The organism is Tepidibacter hydrothermalis, from assembly GCF_029542625.1.
In the GTDB taxonomy this organism is placed as follows: Bacteria; Bacillota; Clostridia; order Peptostreptococcales; family Peptostreptococcaceae; genus Tepidibacter_A; species Tepidibacter_A hydrothermalis.
The window spans coordinates 3298588-3320217 of the sequence record NZ_CP120733.1 but is presented as its reverse complement, the minus strand read 5'-3'; the positions used below and the strand labels follow the sequence as shown (position 1 = coordinate 3320217).

Annotated in this window: 19 protein-coding genes and 1 riboswitch; of the genes, 16 read left to right on the top strand and 3 right to left on the bottom strand. The window is 27.9% G+C overall.

What is annotated here, in order from left to right; all coding sequences use genetic code 11:
• Positions 1-449 precede the first annotated feature (449 nt).
• Complete coding sequence (locus tag P4S50_RS15685; protein ID WP_277731773.1) at positions 450-788, top strand: cupin domain-containing protein; 339 nt, start codon at positions 450-452, stop codon at positions 786-788.
• A 68-nt stretch (positions 789-856) separates the two neighbouring features.
• Here P4S50_RS15685 and P4S50_RS15680 read toward each other — a convergent pair whose 3' ends face one another.
• Together P4S50_RS15680 and add are read right to left on the bottom strand one after the other, a co-directional pair.
• Complete coding sequence (locus P4S50_RS15680) at positions 857-2632, bottom strand: methyl-accepting chemotaxis protein (protein ID WP_277731772.1); 1776 nt, start codon at positions 2630-2632, stop codon at positions 857-859.
• A gap of 234 nt (positions 2633-2866) precedes the next feature.
• Positions 2867-3859, bottom strand: a complete 993-nt coding sequence (gene add, locus P4S50_RS15675) for an adenosine deaminase (RefSeq protein ID WP_277731771.1) — start codon at positions 3857-3859, stop codon at positions 2867-2869.
• Between the two features lie 223 nt (positions 3860-4082).
• Between add and P4S50_RS15670 the strand changes: the two genes are divergently transcribed.
• The 12 genes from P4S50_RS15670 to P4S50_RS15615 all read left to right on the top strand — a co-directional run bounded on the left by P4S50_RS15670 (position 4083) and on the right by P4S50_RS15615 (position 17743).
• Entirely contained in the window at positions 4083-4889 is an 807-nt protein-coding gene (locus P4S50_RS15670) for a hypothetical protein (protein WP_277731770.1), read from the top strand.
• Positions 4890-5004: 115 nt separating this feature from the next.
• The gene (locus P4S50_RS15665) at positions 5005-5541 is read left to right on the top strand and encodes a sigma-70 family RNA polymerase sigma factor (protein ID WP_277731769.1); all 537 of its coding nucleotides are present in this window, start codon (positions 5005-5007) and stop codon (positions 5539-5541) included.
• On the top strand, positions 5531-6634 hold the full coding sequence (locus tag P4S50_RS15660; protein ID WP_277731768.1) for a hypothetical protein: 1104 nt from the start codon (positions 5531-5533) through the stop codon (positions 6632-6634). The genes P4S50_RS15665 and P4S50_RS15660 overlap by 11 nt, the downstream gene beginning before the upstream one ends.
• A gap of 2 nt (positions 6635-6636) precedes the next feature.
• A complete protein-coding gene (locus P4S50_RS15655) occupies positions 6637-7536 on the top strand; it encodes an ABC transporter ATP-binding protein (protein ID WP_277731766.1) in 900 nt (299 codons plus the stop codon).
• The gene (locus P4S50_RS15650; protein WP_277731765.1) at positions 7533-8384 is read left to right on the top strand and encodes an ABC transporter permease; all 852 of its coding nucleotides are present in this window, start codon (positions 7533-7535) and stop codon (positions 8382-8384) included. The genes P4S50_RS15655 and P4S50_RS15650 overlap by 4 nt, the downstream gene beginning before the upstream one ends.
• 95 nt (positions 8385-8479) lie before the next feature.
• The gene (locus tag P4S50_RS15645; RefSeq protein WP_277731764.1) at positions 8480-9232 is read left to right on the top strand and encodes a DUF4184 family protein; all 753 of its coding nucleotides are present in this window, start codon (positions 8480-8482) and stop codon (positions 9230-9232) included.
• A 184-nt stretch (positions 9233-9416) separates the two neighbouring features.
• The gene (locus P4S50_RS15640) at positions 9417-11144 is read left to right on the top strand and encodes an ABC transporter ATP-binding protein (RefSeq protein ID WP_277731762.1); all 1728 of its coding nucleotides are present in this window, start codon (positions 9417-9419) and stop codon (positions 11142-11144) included.
• Between the two features lie 435 nt (positions 11145-11579).
• Positions 11580-13079 (top strand): glycoside hydrolase family 26 protein, encoded by a 1500-nt coding sequence (locus P4S50_RS15635; protein ID WP_277731761.1) that lies wholly within the window; start codon positions 11580-11582, stop codon positions 13077-13079.
• Between the two features lie 91 nt (positions 13080-13170).
• Positions 13171-13275, top strand: a riboswitch (SAM riboswitch).
• Positions 13276-13365: 90 nt separating this feature from the next.
• The gene (locus P4S50_RS15630; protein WP_277731760.1) at positions 13366-14223 is read left to right on the top strand and encodes a methylenetetrahydrofolate reductase; all 858 of its coding nucleotides are present in this window, start codon (positions 13366-13368) and stop codon (positions 14221-14223) included.
• Positions 14224-14228: 5 nt separating this feature from the next.
• On the top strand, positions 14229-16601 hold the full coding sequence (locus P4S50_RS15625) for a homocysteine S-methyltransferase family protein (protein ID WP_277731759.1): 2373 nt from the start codon (positions 14229-14231) through the stop codon (positions 16599-16601).
• Positions 16602-16617: 16 nt separating this feature from the next.
• Entirely contained in the window at positions 16618-17289 is a 672-nt protein-coding gene (locus P4S50_RS15620; RefSeq protein WP_277731758.1) for a hypothetical protein, read from the top strand.
• Between the two features lie 13 nt (positions 17290-17302).
• Positions 17303-17743 (top strand): S-ribosylhomocysteine lyase, encoded by a 441-nt coding sequence (locus P4S50_RS15615; protein ID WP_277731757.1) that lies wholly within the window; start codon positions 17303-17305, stop codon positions 17741-17743.
• Positions 17744-17856: 113 nt separating this feature from the next.
• Here the strand turns inward: P4S50_RS15615 and P4S50_RS15610 are convergent, their stop codons facing one another.
• Entirely contained in the window at positions 17857-18783 is a 927-nt protein-coding gene (locus tag P4S50_RS15610; protein ID WP_277731756.1) for a DMT family transporter, read from the bottom strand.
• A gap of 342 nt (positions 18784-19125) precedes the next feature.
• Here P4S50_RS15610 and P4S50_RS15605 point away from each other — a divergent pair, with 342 nt between their 5' ends.
• From P4S50_RS15605 to P4S50_RS15595, 3 genes are all read left to right on the top strand, one after another.
• The gene (locus P4S50_RS15605) at positions 19126-20019 is read left to right on the top strand and encodes a hypothetical protein (RefSeq protein WP_277731755.1); all 894 of its coding nucleotides are present in this window, start codon (positions 19126-19128) and stop codon (positions 20017-20019) included.
• 92 nt (positions 20020-20111) lie between these two features.
• The gene (locus P4S50_RS15600) at positions 20112-20675 is read left to right on the top strand and encodes a 5' nucleotidase, NT5C type (protein WP_277731754.1); all 564 of its coding nucleotides are present in this window, start codon (positions 20112-20114) and stop codon (positions 20673-20675) included.
• A 45-nt stretch (positions 20676-20720) separates the two neighbouring features.
• A complete protein-coding gene (locus P4S50_RS15595) occupies positions 20721-21206 on the top strand; it encodes a hypothetical protein (RefSeq protein WP_277731753.1) in 486 nt (161 codons plus the stop codon).
• Positions 21207-21630: the final 424 nt, after the last annotated feature.

Genomic DNA, 21630 nt, shown 5'->3' with positions numbered 1-21630 from the left:
TCAAGAAAAAATAGTTTTTTTGAGAATATACTATTCTATTAAATAACATAAATAAAAATAATATAAAACTATTCCAATAAGTCCACAAACAAAAGAATATGCTACAAATAAATTTAATTTATCTTCAAAAGGTTTATTTTTCATAATCAAAACTCCTTAGTGGATAAATTTACGGATAAAAGCGCAATAACCTTTGAATGACTAAAAGTACATCCATAATAGTAAATTCTACTATAAAAATCTTAACGAAGATATCCGTGGATTTATAACTACATTTGTTAAATAATAACATAATACTATTGACTCTGCAAAATTGATATAAATGGGAATACTATAGGTAACATATATTACCGAAAAAATATTTCGTTAATTATAAGATGATAGTATATGAAATAAATGTAAATGATTATACTAATACTAAAATAAATAATGAAAGAGGATGAAAATTTATGGTGGAGAAGGTTTTTCATTACAGTACAGGAAATAATACAGTTGTTGAAAAAATTATTATGGATGAGAATATAAATTATATTCATATGATATTTAATAAGGAAGACGGATTACCTGAACATTATTCTAATTCTAATGTTTATATGACAGTCATTAAAGGAATATTATCGATAGGATTAGATGAACAAGAAATTCATGAATATAGAAGAGGGGATATACTTGAAATTCCTTATAACACAAAAATGAATGTAAAGAATCTTCATGATGATGTTCTCGAACTAATTGTTATAAAAGCTCCTGCACCATCTCATTTTAGTAAAATAAATGATAAGAGTTAAACAAATAATATAAGTATAAGCCATATAAAAAAAGTATACGATTATATAATCGTATACTTTTTTTATGATTAATCTACATTAAATTGATCTGTTTTATCTTTCAATTCAAATGCAACATTTCGCAATTCTTCTACACTAGCACCAATCTCTTCAAATGAGCTCACTTGACCGTCTATAATTCCGTTCATTTGCTCTACTGAGCTTGCATTATCTTGAGTTGATACAGATATTTCATCCATGGCTTTTGTTATCTCTTCAGCTACTTGTGACTGATTATTTGATGAATCAGATATCATTTCAATTTTTCCATTTATATCTTCTATAGAATCTAGTATGTTTTTGAAATGTTCATTTATTACATTTGATTTTTCAACACTTATTTCTACTACTTCTTGTCCTTTTGAAATAGCTGTATTAGCATTATCAGCTTTAATCTGAATTTCACCTATTAAAGAATTAATACTTAAGGCTGATTCTTTACTTTCTTCTGCTAATTTTCTAACCTCATCTGCTACTACTGCGAAACCTTTTCCGTGCTCTCCTGCTCTAGCTGCTTCTATTGCAGCATTTAATGAAAGTAGGTTTGTTTGCTCTGAAATGTTAGTTATTATTGAGACTATTTCACCTATTTTATCTGACGAAACTTTAAGCTCTCCTATAGCTTCATAGACATCTTTTGTTGATTCTTGAACTGTATTATTAGCGGATACTACTTCTTTTATATTTTTAGCTCCTTGATTTGCAATTTTTAAAGCGTTACTACTACTTTGGAATGCATTTTTTGATTCTTGAGAAATAATTTCTGTACTGCTTGCCAGCTCTTCAATACTAGCTGTTATTTCTTCAACTACACTTGCATTATTTTGTGAGCTGTCTGATACCTGAGATATTCCAACAGCTATTTCTTCTATTCCTTTATTGTTCTGATCCATAGTTAAAGAAATTTGACTAGATGATTCTGCTAAATTATCTGCATTATATTTTACTTGTGATACTAATTCTTGAATGTTATCTATAAACAAATTGAAATACTTTGCAAGTTCACCTACTTCATCTTTAGAGTGAACATCAAGTCTCTTAGTTAAATCACCTTCTCCTTCAGCTATATCTTTTAACATATATATCGTTTTATTAATAGGTTTGGTTATTCTGATAGATATAATAAAACCAAGCAATATTGATAATAACACAGCTAAAAAAATGGATATACTAATTGTTTTTCGCGTATTTTCATATGTTATTTTTCCTTGCTCACTTGATTCTTTAGCTATAGCCATATTTATATCAATAATTTGATTAAGGGTACTTTCAGCTGTAATAAAAGGTTTTCTATTATTCATAGAAGCTTCATAAACCTGTTCATCTAATTTTTGTATTTGAATATCATCAAAAGATACTCCTGATGCAATTAATCTATCTTTTTCTTTAGATAGGTCTAAAATTAACTGGTTTCCTTCTTTCCAGTGATTCCATTCGGGTATAAATTTTTTCCAAAGTATTGCTTCTTCTTCTGACTGTGGAAGAGGAGCATAAGTATTCCAAGCTTCATCAGCTCTTTTAAAAGCAGCTTCAATATAAGCATATTGTGCATTTCTAATGTCAGTATCCCTCATATTAGTGTTGAATAGTCCACGCTCTCCTACAAGTACAGCTGTTTGAGCTTCACTTAATATTAATAGCGATGCTACACTAGGAAGACGAACATCTGCAATTTCATATTGATTTTTCATTATACTTTTCCTTGACTTATAACCAGTAAATCCTATAAATCCTGTAATTAAAGAAACAAATATAAATCCTACTAAAATTTTGGTTCTGATTGTAAACTTATTAAAGTATTTCACACAACTCACCTCTTTTAATTTATTAAATAATGCACTAAAATATTATTCGACAAAATTCGCGTTCTATTTAGCACTTTTTTAATATATTTTGATTAGTGGAGTAATATAGAAAAAATATATAAAATAAAAGAGAGAGTGAAAACTTTATAATTTACTATAAGGTAAAATAAATATTAAGAGTTAATGAAAATAAGGGTTATTGAAATTTTAAAAATTTCAATAACCCTTGTTTTATTATACATATTTTCTTAATTCTTCTTTAACCTCATCAGATGCAAATGATGCATGTACGCTGTATAGGTAGATTCTTTTGAAATCTTCTTCAGTCAACTTATTAATCTCATTTAATATTTTGAACTCTCTGTCTAAATCTATATCGGATACAGTCATATTGTCTGTATTTACACTAATTCTTATATCATCATCTAAGAAATCTTTTAGAGGATGCTCTTCGTATGCGTTAACTGCCTTTGTTTGAACATTACTAGTTGGGCACATTTCAAGTGTAACACCCATATCTTTTAGCATTTGATATGATTTAACACAGTCTTTAGCAAAGACTCCATGGCCAATTCTCTGAGCATGAAGCATCTCTATAGACTTAAATACATTCTCACCAATTCCAGTCTCTCCAGCGTGAATTGTTATATTATATTCGTAACTTTTAGCAAGGTCGAATGCTTCTTTGAACTTTTCAGGAAAATTTAAGTTCTCACTACCTGCAAGGTCAACTGCAACAACTCCTTTTCCTAAAAACTTTTTACCTTCTTCTATTACAAATATAGCATCATCAGCACTCATATGTCTCATACAGCATAGTATTACGTTTCCTCTTACATCAAACTTACTTTCAGCTTCTTTAATTCCATCTAAAACACTTTGAACTATTTCATCAAATTTAAGTCCTTTTGCCATATGAAACAAAGGAGCAAATCTCATCTCTATATACTTTACATTGTACTTTGAAACATCCTCAAGAAGTTCATATGCAATTCTTTTGATATTTTCCTTTGTTTGCATGACTTTATTAGCTATATCAAATGTAGCTAAATATTCATCTAAAGAATGGCACTCTTCAGGAGCTGTTATATATTTTTTTAGTTCATTTATATTATAAGTTGGAATATCTATATTATCTTTATTAGCTATATCTAATATTGTATCAGGTCTAACACTTCCATCAAGATGGCAATGTAGCTCTATTTTAGGTATTTTATTTAAATCCATCAAAATCACCCCTTAACTGTATTATAGGATATTGTACCATAGGAATCGGTTTCATACTATATATTTTTGAAAGAAAATTATGAAAAGTAATATAAAATATATACATTCATTACCATAAATATACAAATGGTGTATAATATTTATTATGATATAAAGTAAAACTTAATTCAGATTGAGTTTTAGAACTTTTAGATTTCGGATAAATAGAGAGAGGATGATTTAGATGTATGAGATTAATTGTACTGATGGTATAGTTTCAGATATGATGAGAAGTATGTCATTATTAGCTGGAGCAAGCATTATAGTTAGCATATGTAATGCTTTGTTTTGGATATTTACAGTTATTTATGTGTATAAAGATAGCAAGAATAAAGGACTAGATACTCTTTTGTGGACCTTAACTACTGCATTTGTTCCATATCATTTAGGTTTTCTTACATATCTGATAGTTAATCATAATAAAAGTTTCGACAATGAAGAGAAGTATAATTTACAAAGTAAAGATATGTTTAAAAGTATAAAAGTTGACAAAAAAGTAATAACAAAATTATTAATTATATTAACTTTAATTATAGTATTATTGTTTGGAGGAGCATTATTAACTGTTAAGCTGATATATAAGGGATTTAACAATTATGAAAGAGATGCTATAGGTATGACAGCATCTTCAAGTAAAACATATAGTAATAAAATTACCAATTATGAAAGAAGTGATAATGCTGAAGTTATTAAGACAGAGAATACATTCAAAAGTAGTTATTCAGATTTTAATTCGAGCGAAGAAGCTGAAATAAGATATCCTAAGGATGGAAATCTAAAGATAAATTATAAATCTAAGGTTAAAAAAGGATCTTTAAAGATTGGACTTTATAAATATAATGGAGAACCAGTTAAAACTTTTTATACAAATGAAGAATGGAGTATAAGTGTACCTATTAAGAAGAATACTATATATAGACTTATTGCAACTGGGGAAAATACAAAAGGGTATTATGAAGTTGACTGGGAATTTGAACCTGAGGAAGATTAGTATATTGGATGCCATGGCTTAGACTAAAGCCATGGCATTTATTATATTAAAAATTTTTTTTATAAAAGTGTCATTTTTTTTTATACAGTGGTGTTTATATATATGAGAGCAGGAGGTGATCAAGATTTTTAGGATCCTAAGAAGAAAACAATTAAAAGAAGAACAATTTCAAATAGACTACGAAAAATATTATACAGTAGTATACAAACAATTATATTACTTATTAGGAAGTAATGAACTAGCAGAGGATATAACTCAAGAAGTATTTATAAAGTACTATAACACTAAAGAGGATATAGAGTTTGTAGGAGCCTGGTTATCTAAAGTCGCTACTAATTTAGCACTTAATCACATAAGAGGTGAAAAAAGAAGGTTAAAAAGAGAAGAAAATATGTTGGAAGATGTAAACAATATATTTAGTATAGAGGATCAGATATTTAGAAATGAACAGATAAAATCAGTTAGAAATATTTTATCTAGTCTTTCAAATGAACAAAGTACATGTCTTATTCTAAAATTTTCAGGATACTCTTATGAAGAAATACACAATGCAACGGGTATTCCTAAAAATAATATAAGTCAGATTATAGCACGAGGAAAGAAAAAGTTTTTGAAACTATATGAAGGAGAAGGTGATTTGAATGTGCTATGAAGAAAAAATACTTCAACAAATAATAGATAATAGCTATGAAGGCGATGTAGATGAAGCATTAAGACATATAAATTCTTGTCCAAAATGTAAGCAAAAATACGATATATTAAATTATCAAGATAAATCAGTACAGAACTTATTAAATAAAGATTTACAGATACCATTAAGACCAAATATAAAGGTAGAAAAAAGGAGAGTTATAAATATGAATAAAAATATGAAAAGATGGACTGCATTAGCTGCAGGGTTAGTTATTTGTGCAGGATTAGTATTTGCAGAGCCTGTTAGAGCTATGGCAGAAGATTTTTTAAAGATTTTTAGAGTTCAAGAAGTGAAAAGTGTTGCTATTAATGAGCAAGATATACGAGAAATTCAAGCTTTATTTGAGAAAGGTACAGGGGAACTTGAAATAGGTGATATGGGAAGTTTAAGTGTAAGTTCAAAAGAAGAAGCACTACCAGGTTTAGATAACCCAACAGAAGATATGATAAAAAAAGAATTAAAAATAGACAATGTGATTAAAGAAACTGAAAAGTTTAAATATGAATATGTAAATAAAATTCCAGCATCAAATTTAAATATGAAATTAGATGTAGATAAAGCTAATGATTTATTAGCTTATTTGGGAGAAGATACTAAGCTTCCAAAATCTTTAGATAATAAGAACTTCGGTATTAGTTTTGAAGATTCTATGTCATATACAATGAATAAAAAAGAACAAGGGGATAAAAGCTCAAGAGAAGATTATATACAAGTTATACAAATGAAAACACCTGAGATCAAAATTCCAAAAGATGTAGATGAAAAAGATTTAATAAATACATTGATTACTATGAAAATTTTACCAGAGAATTTAAAAAGACAATTTGCATCTATAGATAAGTTGGAATCTACACTTGTAATACCGTATAATCCAGAATCTCAAATAAAAAAAGATATAACTATTAATGGACAAAAAGCTGTATTAATAAAAAATAAGGAGAAATCTTATCAGAATATAGGTATATTTTTTAACTATGAAGGAAATACGTATATGATAAACAGTGATTGTGAAGAAAAAGAAGTAATACAAGCTGTTGAGGAGATGTTTTAATTATGGTTATACAAACTCAAAATTTAACTAAACAATTTAATGGAAAAGGTGGCTTTGCTAATATCTCCCTCTCTGTAAGAGAGGGGGAAGTTTTTAGTTTCCTTGGAAAAAATGGTGCTGGAAAAAGTACATTTATAAGAACACTTTTAGGAATACTTCATCCAACATCTGGAGAAGGCATGATTCTAGGAAAAAATATAGGTAATGTAGAAGTTAGAAAGGAAATAGGTTATTTACCTGAGCTTTTTCAATATCAAAATTGGCTTACAGGGTATGAGCTTTTATTCAATCACGGGCTTTTATACAAGATGGGTAAGCAAGATATAAAAAAGAGAATAGAAGAAGTACTTTTAATAGTAGGGCTTAAGGGTCATGAAAAAAAGAAGTTAAAAGAATACAGCAAGGGTATGAAGCAAAGGATAGGTCTTGGATGTGCTATTATTTCAAATCCTAAAATACTGTTTTTGGACGAACCAACAAGTGCACTGGATCCTGTTGGAAGAAAGCAGGTTCGTGACATTATATCAGACTTGAAAAATCAAGGAAAAACGATATTTTTAAATACTCACTTATTAAGTGAAGTTGAACTGATATCAGATAGAATTGCTATACTAGATAAAGGTAATATCAAAAAAGTAGGAACAATGGATGAACTAATATATTCACCAGTAATGGCTTTAGTAGAAAATATAAATGATAAGATTATAAATGATCTAAAAAAGATTGACCCTATTGTCAATATATCAAATAATAATATAGAAATACATGTTGATGATAAGACTATTCCAAAGGTTGTAAATACAATAGTTAAAAATGATGGATTGTTATATATGATAAAGAGAAAAGAAAATGCACTTGAAGAATTATTTATAAATACAGTTGGAGAGGCGGACGAAAGATGAGTACAATAATAAGGCTTACATTTATTGAAATAAGAAAGAAAAAAATATTGTATTTAACTCTTGGACTTACAGCTATCTTTTTAATATTATACGCAACAGCACTAAACTTTGCATATGACTCATTAGAAATACAAGAACCTTTTATTAGAGCTACTATATCTAGCCAACTTATATCTATGGGAATTTATGCTATGGTATTTATCGTATCATTTTTATCTATATTCTCAAGTGTTGGAGCTATTTCGACTGAGGTAGATAATGGAACATATGATGCTATACTTGCAAAGCCTATAAAAAGATATGAAATAGTTTTGGGTAAATATATAGGAATATTATTAGTACTAATACCTTATGTTACCTTTTTTTACTTAAGTATAATAGGATTTAATATATTCTTTGGAAAAGGAATGATAGTTAATTTACCATTTAATTCTATATTAAAATCATTACTAACACTATATCTTTTACCAATTTTGCTCACATCAATAGGAATATTTTTTAGTTGTTCAATGTCAACAATGGCATCTGGAATCACATTGCTTATAATGTATTTCTTTGGTATGATAGGTGGATTTCTAGAGCAAATGTCTGGAGTTATTACTGTTGAAGCTACAAAGCAGGCTTTAAGCAATATAGGTATTATAACTAGTCTTATAATACCATCAGATATAATTTACAAAAAAGCTTCTTCAGTATTATTTACTACATCATCTGGATTAAATTTAAGCATTGGTAGTTTGATGGGTGCCAAAACTCAACCAAGCTCTGCTATGATGATTTATATTATAATATATATAATAGCTATGCTTATATTAGCGGTTAGAAAATTTCAAAAAAGAGATTTATAGAAGTCTTCTCTAGTATACTAGAGAAGGCTTTACTTATGATGTATAATAGAAGAAAAATTGATAAGACAAAAAACTTAAGTGAGAGGTAGGGAAATATGCCATTTACATTCGCACATCCATCTATTGTATTGCCTTTTGGATTTAAACAAACTAAGTATCTAGATTTTACAGCATTAATAATTGGAACAATGGCTCCTGATTTTGAATATTTCATTCATTTTAGACCAATACAAATAGTTGGACATACATTTCTAGGACAATTTTATTTTAATTTACCAATTATATTTATAATAGCTTATATTTATCATTACATATTGAAAAAGCCTATAATATCTAATTTACCAAAACCTTATTGCAATAGATATCGTTATTTAATAAAAAGATATTGGAGAATAAATTCATTATCAAAATTCATTGTGTTTTGTTACTCAGCTATTTTAGGAGCATTAACTCATATTGTTTGGGATGGATTTACGCACAAAACAGGTATTTTCGTTAAGAATATAGGATTACTATCAGAGTATATAGATATTTTAAATTTTAAAATTCCAATCTATAAGATTCTACAGCATGGTAGTACATTTATAGGATTTATAGCAATAATAGCATATCTTAATGCTATTCAAGATAAGAATGTAAATACAAATAGTAACATTCAAATAAGTAAATTTTCTAAACTGAAATTTTGGAGTGGAACAATTTTAATTAGTATGCTAATAATAGCATTGATGATTTTTAAATTAGGAATATTGTTGATAGGTACATTAATTGTAACATCAATTAATGCTGTATTTATTGGACTTATAATTATGTCCATGTTAATGAGGATACAAAAAAATAAATTTTAATCAGATACTTCTTTTCGTAAAGTAAAGGAGTTCTTTTTATTTTGAGCAATAAAGCCCGGTAGGATTCGTTGGCGACATGAGCCAGTGCGTAGCTACTAGACGAATTTTATGAATAAATATAGTGAACATTTAGAAAAATAAACTTATAATATAGTAAAGTGAAACTTAAGAAAGGAGTGATTGAATGATAAAAGAGTTCATCAAATACTATAAGCCTCATAGATCTTTATTTATACTAGATTTTACTTGTGCATTTATAATGTCTTTAATGAATCTTGTATTCCCAGTATTCACTAAAAAAATAATAGATGATTTATTACCAAGTGGAAATATGAAAAAGATTATGTACTTTGGAATACTGCTTTTAACACTGTATATATTAAGAGCTATACTTCAGTTTATAGTAGATTATTGGGGGCATACTCTAGGGGTCAGAATAGAGTATGATATGAGAAGAAAACTTTTTAAACATATAAATAAGCTTTCATTTTCGTATTTCGATAAGGTAAAGACTGGACAGATAATGTCAAGGATTGTAAATGATTTAAACCAAATATCAGAGCTTGCACATCATGGACCTGAGGATTTATTTATAGCATTAGTTACATTTTTAGGTTCGTTTTTTATAATGCTTACACTAAATATAAAGATGACTTTGGTAATATTCTCTATGATTCCTATAATGCTAACATTTGCAATTATAAAAAATAGAGAGTTAAAAAAATCATTTAAAGATTTAAGGGTAAAGGTTGGAGAAATAAACGCTCAGGCTGAGGATTCTATATCAGGTATAAGAGTTGTAAAAGCTTTTAACAATGAAGAATATGAAGAAGCCAAATTCGATATAGGCAACAAAAGTTTTAAAGAGACAAAACAGAAATCATATAAGGTATTAGGACAATTTTTTAGTGGGATAACATTTTTTTCAAATATGATAAATTTAGTTGTACTAATGTATGGATCATATCTTATATACAATAAAGAACTAACAACAGGTGATTTGGTAGGATTTTTATTATATGTATCTATGTTTTTACAGCCTATAAGAAAGATAACAGCGTTAATAGAAAACTATCAAAGAGGTATGGCGGGATTTGGAAGATTTATAGAGATTATGAATATAGATCCTGAGATTAAAGAAAAGGAAGATGCAGTAGTTATTGATAAGTTAAAAGGAAACATAGAATTTTATGATGTAGGTTTTGGATATAATAACAACAAAAGTATACTTACAGGAATAAATATGAGTGTACGATCCGGACAAACTATAGCTATAGTAGGCCCTTCTGGAGCTGGAAAGACTACACTTTTAAGGTTAATACCTAGATTTTATGAGGTAAGTAGCGGAGATATAAAGATAGATTCAATAAGTATAAAAGATATGAAAATAAGTGATTTAAGAAAAAATATAGGAGTTGTAGAACAGGATGTATTCTTGTTTTCAGGGACTATAAAAGAAAATATACTTTATGGAAAGTACGATGCAACAGATGAAGAAATAATAGAGGCTGCAAAGAAAGCTAATGCACATGAGTTTATAGTAGCTCTTGAAAATGGATACGATACCTATATTGGTCAAAGAGGAGTTAGATTATCGGGAGGTCAAAAGCAGAGAATTGCAATAACTAGGATATTCCTTAAAAATCCTCCTATTTTAATACTAGATGAAGCTACATCTGCCCTTGATACTCAAACTGAAAGAATAATACAAAAATCTTTGTACGATCTTTCTAAAAATAGGACTACACTGGTTATAGCACATAGACTTACTACTATTAAGAATGCAGATAAGATAATAGTTCTTACTAATGATGGTATAACAGAGTGTGGAAGTCATGAGGAGCTTATAGATCAAGATGGAATTTATAGTGATCTTTATAAATTGCAGTTTGAGGATATTTATGAATATTAATTAGCAGTTAACCTAAAAACTACCCTCATTGAAATACCGCTACTTAGTTAATATTTTTATACAACTAAAGACTACGCCTACAGAATATACTAAAACTTTTAAACTCCCTATGGTCAGACAAAAAAGTTTTTTAACGTATATTCTGTAGTCGTAATCTAAGTTGTATGTAAAAATATTAATCAAAAAGTAGCTAACATTTTAATGAGGGTAGTTTTTAATTCAGTGTTTTAGAGGTTATATAAATTCAAGAAAAAATTTCTGGAAAAATAAAATTGAAAGTATCTATAATAATATTTTGTATTTTGCTAGATAGTTTTAAATTTACATAAATCAAGTACATAAGACATTTAAAATCCTTATAAAGACTATTTATGGAATGTTTATCCTTTGTCTTAAATAAAATAAATTAAGACTATAATAAACTGGGGGTAAATTTTGAATATAAGAAAATTTTTAATAATAATTTTAATACTTATAATATCAATTGTAAGTATTTCTAACTTCAAAATATATAAAAATTATGCTTATGATGAATATGTTGATTATGTAGACGGTAATAATTTATACACTTTTAAATATCCTAAAAGAATGAAGATAGACAAATCCTTAGGAAATATCAAAACTGTTGTATATGATAAAGATATGAAAATAGAAATATATCATGATGATTTTAAGGATAATATATCTTCTTCTTTATCTTATATAAACTATAGTAATAAATTTGCAAACAATAAAAATCATATAATAGAGCTTGATAAAAATTTAAAAATAAATAATATGAAAGTACATTTATTAAAATGGAGACGTAAAAAACTTTCAAAAGTTAAAAATGATAAAAATTATTATGTAAGTGCAGAGTTTATAAAAAGTGAAACTGAAGCTTATACTATAATTATTAAATCATCTAAGGCTTTAAAACACCCTAGGCAATATATAAAGATTATAGGTAGCTTTAAAGTTATAAGTGATAACAAAGATTTAAGAACCTGTGATACTTTAGAGAATAAGAATTTAAATGAAGAGACTATGTTGTTTTATAAAAAATATTTTTTAAAGAATGATGAATTGAAGTGGGGAATTTTCGAAAATACTGCCCCTGAAAGTTTTGATTTTTTAAATTCTCTTGAAAAAAAGCTAGACTACACTTTTAAATTCTTAGTCAAATATCAGTCTTTTTCTAGTGAAGGTTTTCCTATGAGAGAGATGTTAAATGCATACAACAATGATAGATTTGTATTGTTGACACTTCAAACTATGCATTTAGATAATAAAGATAATACAACTATTATGTATTCTATATTAGATGGAAAATACGATGATTTTCTAAATGATTATGCAAAAAAAATAAAAGAGTTTAATCATCCCGTAATGTTTAGATTAAACAATGAGATGAATGGAGATTGGTGTACATATTCTAGTTACTATTATTCTAAGGATACAGATATATTTAAAGATGTATATAAGTATGTATATAAAATATTTAAGTCTAATAAAGTGGAGAATGTGCTTTGGGTATGGAATCCACATGATAATTCTTTTCCAGATTTTAAGTGGAACAATTATTTGAATTATTATCCTGGAGATGAGTATGTAGATATAATAGGTCTTACAGGATATAATGCTGGAACGTATTATGAAGGCGAAAAATGGAGGAATTTTAATGAAATATATGTACCTCTTTACAATGAGTATATAAGGAACTTTAATAAACCATTTATGATTACGGAGTTCGGATGTAACAGTGTAGGAGGAGATAAAGTAAATTGGATGAATGAAATGTTTAGTAATATTAAATATTTCAAAAATATAAAAGTTGCTATATGGTGGAATGGAATAGATTGGGATCAAAACATGAACCCAGCTAGAACATATAGATTAGATGAAAATGAGAAAACTATTGAGGCTTTTAGAGAAGGGCTTAAAAAATATGAATAAATTGTTAAAAATATTAAAATGATAAAATGTTCTGAAAAAAATGCTTGACATATATTTCAAGATAATATAGTATATAAAAAAACAAAATAAACTCTTATCGAGAGAGATTGAGGGAACTGGCCCAGTGAAGTCTCGGCAACCGGCACGAATGTGCATCGGTGCTAAATCCAGCAGCTAATTAGCTGAAAGATAAGCTTTCTATGAATTGTAACCTCTTTCAGTTGAAAGAGGTTTTTTTATTTAGGATTCTTATCTCATTGATCTCAATAAGATAGGGAGGATTAATATGAAAAAATTAAGGGAAAAAATTAAACAAAACCAATTTGTAACTACTATAGAGATAGAACCACCGAAGTCGGGTAGTTCAGACTCTGAAATAGCTAGGATACAAAAGCTAGCAAAATTAATAGATGGAGTCAATATACCAGATAATCCTATGGCCAACATGAGAATGAGTCCTATATCTTTAGGAAGTATAATACAGAGTAAGCTTGACCTTGAAGTTATATTTCACTTTGCATGTAGGGATAGAAATATTCTATCTATTCAATCAGAGCTACTAGGAGCTAATGCTCTAGGAGTTAAAAATATATTGACTTTAACAGGAGATAAACCAGACATTGGGGATCACAAAGATGCTACAGGTGTATTTGATATAGACTCTATAGGTCTTACTCAAGTTGTATCTAAACTAAACAATGGATTTGATTTTAGTGGAAATAAACTAGAAGAAAAAACTGATTTTTTCATAGGCGGAGTAGTAAATCCATGTAGTGATGATTTAGAAAAAGAGTTAGATAAGTTTCATCAAAAGATAGAAAGAGGCGTAAACTTTTTCCAGACTCAACCTGTATTTGATATCGAAAAACTAGAAAAGTTTACGAAAAAAGTTGAACACATAGATATTCCAATATTATACGGACTTATGCCTTTAAAGTCTGTGAAGTTTGCAAATTATCTAAATAAAAATGTTCCTGGAATAGATATTCCTCAAAATCTTATAGATAGACTTGAAAAAGGTGGGAAGCAAGAGACTTTAAATATATTAAAAGAGACATACTCAAATATAAAGGGGATGTCAAAAGGGATTCATATATTTCCTATGAAGGATTATGATTTGACTTTAGAATTATTACAGGGGTGATATTTATGACAAATATACTAGAAGAACTATTGGTGTTTGATGGTGCCATGGGAACTATGCTGCAGGAAGAGGGATTAAAGGCTGGTCACTGCCCTGAACTTATGAATGTAGATTATCCAGATAAGGTTATTAAAATACATGAAAAATATTTAAAAGCAGGAGCAGATGTTATAACTACTAACACATTCGGTGGAAGTAGAGTAAAGCTGAAAGAGTACAATCTTGAAGATAGAGTATATGAGATTAATTCAAAAGCAGTAGAAATAGCTAAGAAGATAGCTGATAAATACAATAAATATGTAGCTGCATCGGTAGGTCCTACAGGAAAATTTGTTGAACCTATAGGAAACAATAGTTTTGATGAGATATATGAGATATTTAAAGAACAAATAAATGCTTTATCAAGCAAAAAACCAGACTTTATACTTCTTGAAACATTCAATGATTTAGGAGAGATAAGAGCAGCTCTTTTAGCTGCAAAGGATGTATGTGATATACCAGTTATATGTACACTGACTTATGAAGGAGATAGAACATTAACAGGGGTTAGACCAGAATCAGCAGCCATAGTATTAGAGTCATTAGGTGCTAGTGCTGTTGGAGTAAACTGTTCGGGAGGACCTGAAGAATTATTAGAGGTTACTAGAAAGATATGTAAAACTACTTGTTTACCAGTTATAGTTCAACCAAATGCAGGGTTACCTGTTGTAAAAGATGGGAGCATACATTATCCATTAGATGGTAAAAGTTTTATAGAAAAAATTGAACCCTATTTTGAAATAGGAGTTAATATATTCGGATCATGCTGTGGATCTACTCCTGAACATACTAAGTTTATAAAAGAAAGAGCCAAAGATTTGAAAGTTGTAAAAAGAGATATAGAACAAGTATCAACACTTGCAAGTAGAGAAGAAGTAGTAAACATAGGTAAGAACTATATTCCAAAAATAATAGGCGAGAGAATAAATCCTACAGCAAATAAAAAACTAGCTCAAAAAATAAAAGATGGAGATTTCTTAATAGCTCAAGATGAGGCACAAATTCAAGTTTCAAATGGATCACATTTAATAGATGTAAATGTGGGAACTGATGGAATAGATGAAGTAAATGTTATGAAAAATTTAGTGAATTTAATTCAGAAGAATGTAAATGCACCTTTATCTATAGACTCTACAGATAAAAATGTTTTAGAGCAAGCTTTAAAAAACTATCATGGAAAAGCTATAGTAAACTCTGTTAATGGAGAAGAAAAAAGTCTTAAATCAATACTTCCTATAGTTAAAAGGTATGGAGCAGGGGTTATAGGTCTTACTCTTGATGAAAATGGAATACCAAACACTGTAAAGGAAAGACTTGAAATAGCTAAAAAAATAGTAGATAGATGTATTGAGTATAATATACCTAAAAAAGATATATACATAGATCCGTTGTGTATAAGTATTTCTACAGATAATAATGCAGCTATTGAAACTTTAGAAGCTATAAAAGTTATAAAAAAAGAATTAGGTGTAAACATAGTTCTAGGAGTTAGTAATATATCGTTTGGACTTCCAAGCAGAAGTAAGTTAAATAGTTCGTTCTTGTCTATGGCTATTTTAAATGGATTAGATCTTGCAATACTCAATCCATTAGATGAAAATATTATGAATTCTTATCAAGCAGCATCTGTTTTATCAAATAGAGATCAGAATGCAACTAATTATATAAGTTTAAACAGTAAAAAAAGTATTTCAAATCCTAAAATAGATGAATCAAGCGATATTATATCAGTTGATCAACTTAAGAAATTAATAGTGAATGGGTCCTATAAAGCAATAAATATAGCTAAGAAGCTTTTAGATGAAAATATAGATAAATCAGAAATAATAGATGAAGGCTTGATAAAAGCACTAGATATAGTAGGCCAGAAATTTGAAAACAAAGAGTACTTCCTTCCTCAATTAATGCTTAGTGCGGAGATAGTTGAAAAGATATTTGATCTTATAAAGGATACATTTAGCTTTGACCTTAAAACTAAAGGAACTATAGTTATAGGAACTGTTAAGGGAGATGTACACGATATAGGAAAGAATATGGTAAGTGTTATGTTAAGATCACATGGATATAAGGTAGTTGATCTAGGAAAGAATGTATCTCCTGATAAGTTCTTAAAAGCAGCTAAAGAAGAAAGAGCAGATGTGATATCTTTAAGTGCTCTTATGACTACTACTATGACTGAGATAGCTATAACTACAGAATATATAAGAAAGGAACTTCCTGACATTAAAATAATAGCTGGAGGTGCAGTAGTCACAGAAGAATTTGCAAAAAAATCTGGTGCAGATGGATATAGTGAAGACGCAGTAAGTGCTGTTAAGCTTGTAGATTCACTAATATGATATATGGAGATATTTTATGGACGTAAATGTTTTATATAATTTTAATATAGAAAAAGAAATAGATACTATATGTGAAAGAGTAGATGAACTAAGAGGATTAGAAAATGAGGTTTTAAATATCAAAAAATATATAAAACCATGTATATATTATAAAGATATGAATATAAAAAGTATAGAAAAGGATAATGTAGTACTAGATGAAATAGAGATAGACAGTGCTTATTTAGCAAAAGGGCTCTCAGGATGTCATAAGATAACTTTGATAGCGCTTAGCATAGGAGATGAGCTACCTAAATATTCTCAAGAAAAATATCTTAGTTGTGAGTTAAAAAAAAGCTCTATAGCCGATATCTTGGGTTCACATGCAGTGGAGATAGTAATAGATAAATTCCACAACTATCTTGTAGGCAAAAACCTTCTAAAAGGAGTTCATTCTTCTTTAAGGTTTAGCCCAGGATATGGAGATTGGGATTTAAGATATCAAAAGAATATATTAGATATATTAAAAACTCACGAAGATATAAATGTAAGCTCGAACTTTTTATTACAACCTGTAAAATCAGTGACAGCAATTGTAGGGTGGTCTTATCAAATAAAAGAAACAAATTATCCAACTGGATATAAAAGTGAAATCTGTAAGGGAACAAATACATGCTCAAATTGTAGAACTTGGGCTTGTAAAAAATAAAGGGGGATTTAATGTGGAAAATATTGTAGTGGAAAGTTTTACAATGGATCATACTAAGGTAACAGCTCCATTTGTAAGAAAATGTGGAAGAATTCAAACTCCTAAAGGAGATATAATAAGTAAGTTTGATTTGAGATTTACTCAACCTAATAAAGAAGCTATACCAACAGCAGCCTTACATGCTATAGAGCATTTAATGGCTGGATTTATAAGAGAAGAATTAAATGATGTTGTAGATTTATCTCCTATGGGATGTAGAACAGGGTTTTATCTTATATTAGTGGGAGATATAGATAAGGAAATAGTTTTGAAAGCACTTATAAATAGTCTTGAGAAAGTATTAAAAGCTGACGAAATTCCAGCAGTTAATGAAATACAATGTGGAAACTATAGAGATATGTCGCTCTTTGGAGCTAAGGAATATGCTAAAGGGGTTTTAGAGAAGCTTAAGTAAATAATTTATGTGTTTAATCGAAAAAAGAGGATTACTGAAATACCGCTACTTAAAAGTAGCTAACATTTCAATAACCCTCTTTTTTTGTTTTAACCACTATGTAAAAAATGATTTTATGCTGATTTCTTAGATATATGCTTAGTCTCTATCTTAGGAGAAAAGTAATTCGCTCCAAATATTCCCATTATTATAAGTACACATCCGATTATATGGTAATAAAATATCTGTTCATTAAGTATTAATGCACCAGCTGCTATTGATACTATTGTAGATATATTGAAGAATACCCCTACCTTTGAAGCCTCTATTTTAGATAAAGAGTAATTGTTAAGAATAGTAGTTACAAGTGTTGATAAAACAGATAGATACAGTATTGGACCTATTAATGATACATCTTTAAGTAATAAAACTGTATTACTGAAATCATTTCCATTAAAAATGAACATAGTTAAGAATACTATGAATCCAAACAGCTGCATGAAAAAGCATATCTCAACTGGAGTAAACTCTTTAGAAAATTTCCTTGATAAGATGCTAAATATACAGAAGCATATACAAGAAATAAAAATTAGGAAAAGACCTAAAAAATTATCTAAGTTTAAAGACATACCTTTCATTGAGAATATATATATAACCCCGAATATTGAAAGTATAATAGATAGTATTTGCTTTATATTAGTTTTTTCTTTTAAAAAGATAATACTAAGAATCAATATTATAGCGGGTGTCAAAGCACTTATAATTCCAGCTTCAGATGATGATGCATATTTAAGACCGAAGCTTTGGAATAAGAAAAATCCACTTGGAAAAAATGTAGACATAAAAATGAGTTTTTTTAAATCTTTTACTTTAAAATTAACTTTAACTATTTTAAATAAAATAGCAAAAGACATAACTATAAAAGATATAGAAAACCTTAAGAATAAAGTAGTGATAGGATCAGTAGCAGTTACAGCTTTTTTTGTAAATAAAAAAGCTAGTCCTATAATTATATTACTTGAAATAACTGCTAAATATCCTAGTTTGTTGTCTTTGTTCAACTAATTACCTCCCTTGTAATTTATAGATATATGGAAACTAAAGTATTATATCTAAAAATACACATAAATACAAGTGAAGCAATTATTTGAAATATCTATTTTTTTCGTGAATAGTCTATATTACTTTCTCTTTTATCCATCTCGTTTAAATAAGCATACATTCTTTGAGGCAACTTAAATACTTTAATTGCAAAAAAGTAGACGATACATATTAAAAAAAACATGCCTAAAATTGGGTATATAGTTGAAATATTCATGAGAAGACCTCCTAATAGTGTATAAAATTTCATCTATCAAACAATAATATAGTAATACTTAGAAAACATTAAGAGGTGAAATTTTATGAATAAAATTTTATTAGTTATATTATATTTGATTCCTATAATTATAATTTTAACATATAAAAATAAAAATAAATATATGTTTACACTAATATATATACTGACTATTTCGTCCATTTTTGCGATGAATAGTGATATTGACGATAGTATGCAAGCTATTAAATACAAAAATTATGAAATGATAAATATGATGAGTGTAAATAATATAAATAAGAAAATAGATGATGAAAAAAATAAAGAACAAAATACTGCATCGAAACAAAAAGTTAATAATCAAATAAATTCTAATGAAGAAAATTTAGAAAAAAAATCTGAATATGATAACTCACAAGTACAGGTTATAAATATAGAGAAAGAATATAATAAGAATTTGAATAACGATCAATTAGATGTTGTTGATAGCTCGACTAATAAAGGAAATAGTTCAGACAACAAAAAAGATGAAAAAAATAAAGAAGAAGAGTTAGATGAGTTACAAATATTTAACAACTTTAAAAAAGAACTACAGGATATAGAGAAAAAGGGACTTGTTCCTCTTAGAAAATGTTATGGGGTTTTAAAGAAATTGCAAAAGGGTAAGGCTAATATGGATGAACTATTGAAAGAAGCTCAAAATAGTAGACAAAAATGTGAGCAAGTAGAACTAATGTATAAGGACTTAAAGGTACCTAAGTTTAAAGATGAAGAAAATACAAAGCTTTTATTAGATGCGAAGATGGATATACAAAAGGCTTTTTATATAAGAAAGAAGGCCATGGATTACGGTATAGATTTTTTAGATAAGAAGAACCCAAAGTATATAATTAAAATAAAAAATAATTTGAAATTATCGGATAAATTAGTTCATAGTTGCCAAGACAAGATGAATAAGGTAAAATTTAATTTAAAAAAATAATAACAGTCTTTCTTTTACTTGATTTTTATATAAAAATAGACAATAATATAATAAGTAGCCTTATTTAAAGGTTCGCTTTACGGAGGTAGCATATGAAGAAATTGAACATTTGTATAGATATAGACGGAACAGTTACTGATCCATATTATTTTATTGAATATTTTAACGATCATTTTAATAAAGATTTAAAAGAAGAAGATATGAATACATGTAAATTAGAAGATTTATATGATACTACTCTTGAAGAAATACTTGAATTTTATACTCATAAAGGTTATGATATACATCTTAGTGCAAATCCACTAGACTCAGCAAGTGACATTATACATGAGCTTAATAAAAAGCATAATTTGTATTTTGTAACAGCTAGAAATGAAGGTTTAAAGGATGTAACAGAGGAATGGATGAGAGTTAATAATTTCCCTGAAATAGATGTGTATTATCTAGGAGGATATTACAAGGTCGATAAGGCGAGAGAGTTAGACTGTGATTTATTCATAGAAGATAATCCTCAAAATACTGAAGACTTGGCACAAGCTGGAATACAAGTACTTTTAATGGATGCAAACTATAACAAGCATATAGATTTAGAGAATGTAACAAGAGTTATTAGCTGGAAGGAAATAAAAAATATAATAGATAATTATGTGGAGTAAATACTCAATTTGAATTAAGTTTCACTTTAATTAGGAGGGGAAATTTTGATAGAGATAACTTTTGAAAATAAAGAAGGTGCAAGAACAGTTAAAAGTAAATCAGTAGAAGAAATACTGACTTTAATGGCTGATTTTGGATATGTAAAAGATATATCAGATTCTATAAATCAGAAAGATATTATGGTGTTTGATTGTAAATTAGATAAATCTGTTTTTAAATTTGAATTCCTAGAGGAAGAAGAGTATGAACAATATGATGTAGATCAAGAAGAATATCTACAAGTTTTGTTTGAAGATATAAAGATGTATTTAAAAGAAATATGTGATGATGTAGCAGATGATCTTCAAGAAGAATATAAGTATGAAGATATAAAATGCAAATATGAAATTTACGATTTAGATGAATCTTTTACAGACGTTAAGTTTGTAATTTGTATTTCATTTAAAAATATAGAAACTGCAAAGCTAGTTGATCTAGCTAGAATAGTTTCAAAAAGACAATTAAAAGGTTCTTCAAAGTATTTCAACTAGAAAATAGGTATCTCATTAGAGATGCCTATTTTTTATGGTTTAATTTATATTGAAGAATATTAAAGTACTTAGATTTCGTATATAATCAGATTTATGCACTCAATCCAAAATGAAAGGCATTAAAATACCGTTCATGTATTAAATATTTTTAATAAAACTAAGCATTATATCTTATTGAATATCCTAAAAGTTCTAAACTCCCTATCGGTCAGACAATGAACTTTCTTAACGGATATTCAAACGCTATAATCCGAGTTTTATACAAAAATATTTAAATCATTCGCTAACATTTTAATACCTTTCATTTTGTAAGTACAGTTTTTAATATCCCAAATAAAGCATAAAAAAAGACCAAGATTTCATTTGCATAAGAATTTAATTATGTCTATGTTTAATGGAAAATAATTCAAAAAAATTGTGATTT

Excerpts from the sequence above, each read along its gene's own strand:
- P4S50_RS15685 (WP_277731773.1), top strand. The coding sequence starts at position 450 with ATGGTGGAGAAGGTTTTTCATTACAGTACAGGAAATAATACAGTTGTT.
- add (WP_277731771.1), bottom strand. The coding sequence starts at position 3,859 with ATGGATTTAAATAAAATACCTAAAATAGAGCTACATTGCCATCTTGAT.
- P4S50_RS15670 (WP_277731770.1), top strand. The coding sequence starts at position 4,083 with ATGTATGAGATTAATTGTACTGATGGTATAGTTTCAGATATGATGAGA.
- P4S50_RS15660 (WP_277731768.1), top strand. The coding sequence starts at position 5,531 with ATGTGCTATGAAGAAAAAATACTTCAACAAATAATAGATAATAGCTAT.
- P4S50_RS15655 (WP_277731766.1), top strand. The coding sequence starts at position 6,637 with ATGGTTATACAAACTCAAAATTTAACTAAACAATTTAATGGAAAAGGT.
- P4S50_RS15650 (WP_277731765.1), top strand. The coding sequence starts at position 7,533 with ATGAGTACAATAATAAGGCTTACATTTATTGAAATAAGAAAGAAAAAA.
- P4S50_RS15645 (WP_277731764.1), top strand. The coding sequence starts at position 8,480 with ATGCCATTTACATTCGCACATCCATCTATTGTATTGCCTTTTGGATTT.
- P4S50_RS15640 (WP_277731762.1), top strand. The coding sequence starts at position 9,417 with ATGATAAAAGAGTTCATCAAATACTATAAGCCTCATAGATCTTTATTT.
- P4S50_RS15630 (WP_277731760.1), top strand. The coding sequence starts at position 13,366 with ATGAAAAAATTAAGGGAAAAAATTAAACAAAACCAATTTGTAACTACT.
- P4S50_RS15625 (WP_277731759.1), top strand. The coding sequence starts at position 14,229 with ATGACAAATATACTAGAAGAACTATTGGTGTTTGATGGTGCCATGGGA.
- P4S50_RS15620 (WP_277731758.1), top strand. The coding sequence starts at position 16,618 with ATGGACGTAAATGTTTTATATAATTTTAATATAGAAAAAGAAATAGAT.
- P4S50_RS15605 (WP_277731755.1), top strand. The coding sequence starts at position 19,126 with ATGAATAAAATTTTATTAGTTATATTATATTTGATTCCTATAATTATA.
- P4S50_RS15600 (WP_277731754.1), top strand. The coding sequence starts at position 20,112 with ATGAAGAAATTGAACATTTGTATAGATATAGACGGAACAGTTACTGAT.